Origin of the sequence: Desertihabitans aurantiacus, from assembly GCF_003344635.1 — a bacterium.
Classification (GTDB): Bacteria; Actinomycetota; Actinomycetes; order Propionibacteriales; family Propionibacteriaceae; genus Desertihabitans; species Desertihabitans aurantiacus.
On the sequence record NZ_QPKK01000218.1, the window covers coordinates 1 to 6,542 of the forward strand.

Below are 6,542 nucleotides of genomic sequence, written 5' to 3' on the forward strand. Positions count from 1 at the left end.
CGGTCGGACTCCGCCCGGGCCAGCGCCACCCGGTGCTCGCCGCGGCGCAGGTAGAAGGTGGTGGACTCCCCCAGCGAGCGGGTCAGCGCGCCCATCCGCTCGGTCACCGCCGCCGGGAGCGGGGGCAGCTCGGCCGCGAGACCCGCCCAGCGCAGCAGCTCCAGCCCCGGGCCGTAGCCGCCGTCGGGGTCGCGAGCCAGCAGACCCTCCTGCTCGAGCGTCCCGAGCAGCCGGGTCAGCGTGCTCTTGGCCAGCCCGGTGGCGCTGGCCAGCTCGGCCAGCCCTAACCGGCGTCCGGGGTCGTCGAAGCGGCGGAGCACGGCGACGGCCCGGCTGACCGCGCGCACCGACTCCGGTGAGCGGTCCGCGCCCTCCCGGTCAGCGCTGCCCCGGTCCGCCGTCGTCACGGGGACGGGTCGGCCTTCACCGCCAGCACCGGCACCGTGGAGTCGAGGATGACCCGTTGCACCAGCGAGCCCATGAGGAACTTGCCGACCGGGCTGCGTCGCCGCACACCGATGACCAGCACCTCGGCGTGCTCGTAGCTGGCGGCGTCGATCAGTGCGGCCTCGGGGTCCTGGTGCTCGGGCCGCACCACCTCCCGGGCGCCGTCGGGCACCCAGGACGGGTCGACGGCCCGCGGGCCGACGTTGAGCCAGACCAGCTCCGCCCCCCGCCGTCGGGCCTCCTCGGCGCCGGCGCGGAGCGCGGCCCTGCCCTCGGGGGAGTCGTTGGTGCCGACGAGCACGACCATGGCGTCCACCTTCCGTCACGTACCGCTGTGCGGAACATGTTGACAGCAAAACGGAACGGATGCCAGGGTCGGGAGCACCTCGTCCCGCGACGGCCCGACCCCCGGCTCGTCGCTCGGCAACGACGCGAGCACCCGTGGGAGGTCCCGTGCAGAACCGACGACTGGTCACCGTCCTCGTCTTCGTGGTGGCGGTGCCGCTGCTGGTCGCGGCGGTGCTGCAGGCCCGCGCGGCCGGCGGCATCTCCAACGCCCGCAGCGGCCTCACCCTGCTGGTCCCCGCGGCCCCCGGCGGCGGCTGGGACACGGTGGCCCGCGAGCTGCAGCGGGCGATGCGGGAGAACGGCGTGGTGACCAACCCGCGGGTGGTCAACGTGCCCGGCGCCGGCGGCACCATCGGGCTCTCCCAGCTGGACCAGATGCAGGGCCGCGACGACGTGCTGATGGTGATGGGCACGGTGATGATCGGCGGCATCGTCGTCAACGACTCCGCCCTCACGCTGGCCGACACCACCCCGGTGGCCGAGCTCGCCGAGGACTACGAGGCGATGGTCGTCCCGGCCGACTCCCCCTTCCAGAGCGTCGACGACGTCGCCGCGGCGCTGCGCGAGGACCCGGGCGCGGTCGCCATCGGCGGCGGCTCCCTCGGCGGCACCGACCACCTGACCGCCGGGCTGCTGGCCCAGGACGTCGGCGCAGACCCGGCCGCAGTCAACTACATCCCCTTCGCCGGCGGCGGCGAGGCCGTCAACGCCCTGCTCTCCAGCAGCGTCGACGTCGGCATCAGCGGCTACGTCGAGTTCGCCGACCAGGTGGAGACCGGCGCGCTGCGGCTGCTGGCCCTCAGCGCCCCCGAGCCGCAGCCCGGCATCGACGCGCCCACCTTCATCGACGCCGGCTACGACGTCTACCTGCCGAACTTCCGCGGCGTGGTCGCCCCGCGCGGGCTGGACGAGGAGCAGGTGGGCGAGCTGACCGCGATCGTGGAGGAGACCGTGGCGACCCCGGAGTGGCAGGACGCCCTGCAGCGCAACCAGTGGATCGGTGCGGTGAAGACCGGCCCGGAGTACCAGGAGTTCCTCGACGCCGAGGTCGAGCGGACCACCGCGCTGGCCGAGGAGCTCGGGCTGTGAGCGCCACCACCGCCGGCCCCGCCCGCCGGCACGTCGACACCGCCGCGCTGCCCGTCGCCCTGGTGGTGCTCGGGGTGGCGGTCGTGCTCACCGTCGGGCTGGTGACCATGGAGGTGCCCTCGACCGCGAACGCGCCCGGCCCCCGCGTCTTCCCGATCGGCATCACCGTGCTGGCCTACGTCGTCGGCGCGGTGCTGCTGGTGCAGGCGCTGCTCGGCCGGACGTCCGGACCGTCTCACCCCCAGCGCCCTGAGCCCACCCACCACCAGCGCCCTGAGCCTGTCGAAGGGCCGCCTGAGACGCACGACGACGAGACGGGCCTCCGACGAGCTCAGGCCGCTGGGGTCACGGAGCCGGCAGCCGCTGAGGTCGAGGCGTCCGCGAGCCGCGAGGTGTCCTGGCCGCGGGTGGCGCTGCTGCTCGGGCTGCTGCTCGTCTTCGCCCTGGTCCTGGAACCGCTGGGCTGGCTGCTCAGCGCCACCGGGCTGTTCTTCGGCGTCACCGTCGCCCTCGGCGCGCGGCCCCGGCTGCGCACGCTGGGGATCGCCATCATCCTGGCCGCCGGCATCCAGCTCGTCTTCGCCGGCCTGCTCGGCCTCGCCCTGCTCACCGGCTTCATCGGAGGTCTGTGAATGGACGTCCTCGCCTCGCTCGCGGACGGCTTCGCCACCGCGTTCAGCCCGATCAACCTGCTCTGGGTGGTCGTCGGCGCCCTGCTCGGCACCGCCGTCGGCGTGCTGCCGGGGCTCGGCTCGGCGATGGCCGTCGCGCTGCTGCTGCCGGTCACCTACAGCCTCGACCCGACCGGCGCCTTCATCATGTTCGCCGGCATCTACTACGGCGGGCTGTTCGGCGACTCGATCTCGGCGATCCTGCTCAACACCCCCGGCAACTCCTCCGCCATCGCCTCCACCTTCGAGGGGCACAAGATGGCGCTCACCGGACGGGCCCCGCAGGCGCTGGCGACGGCCGCCCTGGGCGCCTTCACCGGCGGTCTGCTGGCCACCGTGCTGGTGGCCTTCCTCGCGCCGTCGATGGCGGTGCTGGCGACCTACTTCGGGCCGGCGGAGTTCTTCGCGCTCGCCCTCTTCGCCTTCGTCGCCACCTCCGCGGTGGTCGCCGACTCCCTGGTCAAGGGCCTGGCCTCGCTGGTCATCGGGCTGGCGGTGGCGGTGGTCGGCATCGAGACCCAGTCCGGGACGTCCCGGTTCACCTTCGGGGTGCCGGACTTCCTCGACGGCATCGACGTGGTGGTGGTGACGGTCGGGCTGCTGGCGCTGGGCGAGGTGTTCCACCGCGCCTCGCTGGCCCACCGGCCCGAGGCCGAGACCCTGATCCGCTCCGGCGGACGGCCCTTCCTCAGCCGCGGCGAGCTGCGCAAGGCACTGCCCGCGTGGCTGCGCGGCACCGCCTTCGGGCTGCCGTTCGGCGTCATCCCGGTCGGCGGCTCGGAGATCCCCACCTTCCTCGCCTACGGCAACGAGCGCCGGATCGACCGCCGTTCCCGCAAGCCCGAGTTCGGCCAGGGCGCCATCCGCGGGCTCGCCGCCCCCGAGGCCGCCGGCAACGCCACCTCCGGCACGGCGATGGGGGCCCTGCTCACCCTCGGCCTGCCCACCTCGGCGACCGCGGCGATCATGCTGGCCGCCTTCCAGCAGTTCGGGCTGCAGCCGGGTCCGCTGCTGTTCGAGCGCGACAGCGAGCTGGCCTGGGCGCTGATCGCCTCGCTGTTCGTCGGTCTGGTGGTGCTGCTGGTGCTCAACCTGCCGTTCGCGCCGCTGTGGGCCAAGCTGCTGCTGATCCCGCGGCCGTTCCTCTACGCCGGCATCACGCTGTTCTGCGTGATGGGGGTCTACTCCAGCTCCGGCTCGGTGGTCGACGTGGTGCTGCTGCTCGCCTTCGGCCTGCTCGGCATGCTGATGCGCCGCGCCGACGTCCCGGTCGCGCCGGTGCTGATCGCGGTCATCCTCGGCCCGCTCGCCGAGACCGAGCTCACCCGCACGCTGACCATCAGCGAGGGCGACCCGTCGGCGCTGGTCGCCAGCCCGATCTCGATCGCCCTCTACGCCGTGCTCGCCCTCACCCTGGTCATCACGGCCGTCAACCGGATCCGCACCCGCAGGAGCATCGACGCGTGACCCCTCCCCCCGCACTCCTCGAGGGCGTCCGCGTCCTCGACCTCACCAACGTGCTGGCCGGGCCCTACGCCTGCTACCAGCTCGCCCTGCTCGGCGCCGACGTCGTCAAGGTGGAGGTGCCCGGCCAGGGCGACCTGGCCCGCCAGCTCGGCGCCGACCCGGCCCGCAACGCCGACCGCATGGGCACCTCCTTCATCGCCCAGAACTCGGGCAAGCGCTCGATCGAGGTCGACCTCAAGTCCGAGGACGGCCGGGCCACCCTGCGCCGGCTGGTGGCCGGGGCCGACGTGCTGTGCGAGAACTTCCGACCCGGGGTGCTGGAGCGGCTCGGCTTCGGCTGGGAGGAGCTGCGGGCGATCAACCCGCGGCTGGTCTACTGCGCGATCAGCGGGTTCGGCCAGGACGGGCCGCTGCGCGACCGCCCGGCCTACGACCAGATCATCCAGGGGCTGTCGGGGATGATGGCGACCACCGGCGACCCCTCGACCGGGCCGCTGCGGGCCGGCTACCCGGTGGCCGACACCCTGGGCGGGATGGCGGCGGCGATGGCGGTCGCGGCTGCGCTGGTGCGGGCCCGCCGTGACGGCGTCGGCGCCCGGCTGGACGTCTCGATGCTGGAGACCGCGATCACCGCGATGGGCTGGGTGGTCTCCAACCAGCTGATCGCCGGGGTGCAGCACGAGCCGATCGGCAACGAGAACATGACCGCCGCCCCCTCGGGCACCTTCGCCACCGGCGACGGGCTCATCAACATCGCCGCCAACAAGGCCGAGCAGTTCGCCGCGCTCTGCGTCGCGGTGGGACGCCCTGACCTCGTCACCGACGAGCGGTTCGCCGAGCGGGAGACCCGCAAACGCCACCGCGCCGCCCTGCGGGCCGAGCTGGAGGCGGCACTCGCCGCCCGGTCGGCCGCTGACTGGGAGGAGCGCCTGGCCGCGGTCGGCGTCCCGGCCGGACGGGTGCTGTCGGTGGCGGACGCGCTGGCCGCCGAGCAGGTGGTGGCCCGCGGGCTGGTGCAGCAGGTCGAGGTGGACGGCGAGCCGGTGCCGGTGCTGGGTCACGGCGTCCGCGTCGACGGCCAGGTGTCGCGGCCCCGCAGCGGACCGCCCCGACTGGGCGCGCACACCGCCGAGGTGCTGGCCGAGCTGGACGCCTCGGAGCCGACCCGCGCCGAGGTGACCGCCGGGGAGGGACGCCGGTGAGCGCCGAGGACTGGTGGGCCACCGCGGTCAGCCGGGTCGAACCCGATGTCATCGAGTTCCGCGGCTACCCCGTCCAGGAGCTGATCGGACGGGCCTCCTTCGCCCAGGTGGCCGCGCTGCTGGTGCTCGGCGAGCTCCCCTCCCCCGGACGGGCCGCGCTGCTGGAGGCCGCCCTGGTCGCGCCGGCCGACCACGGCCCGCAGGCCCCCTCGATCGCCGCGGCGCGGATGGCCGCCACCTGCGGGGTGGGGCTGAACAGCGCGGTGGCCACCGGCGTCGGCATGCTCGGCGACACCCACGGCGGCGCCGGCCAGCAGTGCGTGGCGCTGCTGCACGCGATGCGGGCGGAGGTCGACGCCGGCCGCGACGTCACGGAGGTGGCGCGGGAGGTGGTCGCCGACCACCGGGCGCGCCGGGCCTTCGTCCCGGGGTTCGGCCACCGCTTCCACCGCCGCGACCCCCGTCGGGACCCGCTGATGGGTCTGGTCGAGGACGCCGTCGCGCGCGGCGACGTCGAGGGCGGGTTCCTGGCCTGCGGGCTGGCGCTGGAGGGGGCGCTGGCCGAGGGTCGGGAGCGTCCGGTGCCGATGAACATCGACGGCGCCACCGCGGTGATCTACGCCGAGCTGGGGTGTGCCCCGGAGCTGGCGCGGGGGTTCTTCGTGCTCTCGCGCAGCATCGGCATCCTCGCCCACGCCTGGGAGGAGAGCGGCAGCGGACGTCGGATCAAGGGCCCGATGGCGCCGCCGGCCACCGCCCCCTACACCGGACCCGACACCCGCCACCTGTCCTGACGCGGGGCCGCCGCCCCGTCCGCGGATCAGCCGGCGGGATCGCCGCCCGGCCGCAGGTCCGCCAGCAGGCGCCGGGCCGGCCCCAGCTCGTCCTCGGTGAGGGCGCCCGCCTGGTCGGCGAGGAAGAACTCCAGCCCCCAGCGTCGGGCGTCGTCCCCGAGGGCGGAGAACCCGGCCGCCTCGGCCCAGCCGTCGAGGAAGGCCGCCCCCGCGGCGGAGCGGCGCCACCCGGCGACGGTCGGGTGCGCGGTGAGCAGCGCCCAGGTGCGGGCGACGTCGAGGGCGGGGTCGCCGGCCCGGGCGTTGGCCCAGTCGACCACCGCGCTGACCTCGTCGTCGTCCCCGACCAGCACGTTGAGGGGGTGCAGGTCGAGGTGCAGCAGCGCCGTCCGGCTGCCCGTCGGGGCCCGCTCGACGACCCGCAGCCCGGCCGGAGCGGCGACCCCGGCGAGGACGCCGTGCACCCGCCCGCAGGCCAGCCCTCGGCGCCCGGCCCTCCCGAGGTCGACCACCGGACCCGGGCC

Annotated in this window: 8 protein-coding genes; 5 read left to right on the forward strand and 3 right to left on the reverse strand. The window is 75.0% G+C overall.

Features of this window, described 5'->3' with window-relative positions; translation table 11 throughout:
• Both DVA66_RS15310 and DVA66_RS15315 read right to left on the reverse strand, forming a co-directional pair.
• The coding region (locus DVA66_RS15310) for a helix-turn-helix domain-containing protein (RefSeq protein ID WP_114560861.1) at positions 1-407 on the reverse strand (407 nt) is incomplete at its 3' end.
• Positions 404-754 (reverse strand): universal stress protein, encoded by a 351-nt coding sequence (locus tag DVA66_RS15315; RefSeq protein WP_114560862.1) that lies wholly within the window; start codon positions 752-754, stop codon positions 404-406. The genes DVA66_RS15315 and DVA66_RS15310, both read right to left, overlap by 4 nt.
• A 146-nt stretch (positions 755-900) precedes the next feature.
• Between DVA66_RS15315 and DVA66_RS15320 the strand changes: the two genes are divergently transcribed.
• Genes DVA66_RS15320 through DVA66_RS15340 form a run of 5 tightly spaced genes read left to right on the forward strand, consistent with a single transcriptional unit; the run spans position 901 to position 6,018 of the window.
• Entirely contained in the window at positions 901-1,884 is a 984-nt protein-coding gene (locus DVA66_RS15320) for a Bug family tripartite tricarboxylate transporter substrate binding protein (RefSeq protein ID WP_232821988.1), read from the forward strand.
• A complete protein-coding gene (locus DVA66_RS15325; RefSeq protein ID WP_157974043.1) occupies positions 1,881-2,516 on the forward strand; it encodes a tripartite tricarboxylate transporter TctB family protein in 636 nt (211 codons plus the stop codon). Before DVA66_RS15320 ends, DVA66_RS15325 begins: the two co-directional genes overlap by 4 nt.
• The gene (locus DVA66_RS15330; protein WP_114560865.1) at positions 2,517-4,022 is read left to right on the forward strand and encodes a tripartite tricarboxylate transporter permease; all 1,506 of its coding nucleotides are present in this window, start codon (positions 2,517-2,519) and stop codon (positions 4,020-4,022) included.
• A complete protein-coding gene (locus DVA66_RS15335; RefSeq protein WP_114560866.1) occupies positions 4,019-5,224 on the forward strand; it encodes a CaiB/BaiF CoA transferase family protein in 1,206 nt (401 codons plus the stop codon). The genes DVA66_RS15330 and DVA66_RS15335 overlap by 4 nt, the downstream gene beginning before the upstream one ends.
• Positions 5,221-6,018: a citryl-CoA lyase gene (locus DVA66_RS15340; RefSeq protein WP_114560867.1), complete on the forward strand. Its 798-nt coding sequence runs from the start codon at positions 5,221-5,223 to the stop codon at positions 6,016-6,018. The genes DVA66_RS15335 and DVA66_RS15340 overlap by 4 nt, the downstream gene beginning before the upstream one ends.
• Positions 6,019-6,044: 26 nt before the next feature.
• Here the strand turns inward: DVA66_RS15340 and DVA66_RS15345 are convergent.
• Positions 6,045-6,542 (reverse strand): aminoglycoside phosphotransferase family protein (locus DVA66_RS15345; RefSeq protein ID WP_157974044.1); only part of this gene is annotated, 498 nt, incomplete at its 5' end.

Coding starts and splice junctions, on each gene's coding strand:
- DVA66_RS15315 (WP_114560862.1), bottom strand. CDS start 754: ATGGTCGTGCTCGTCGGCACCAACGACTCCCCCGAGGGCAGGGCCGCG.
- DVA66_RS15330 (WP_114560865.1), top strand. CDS start 2,517: ATGGACGTCCTCGCCTCGCTCGCGGACGGCTTCGCCACCGCGTTCAGC.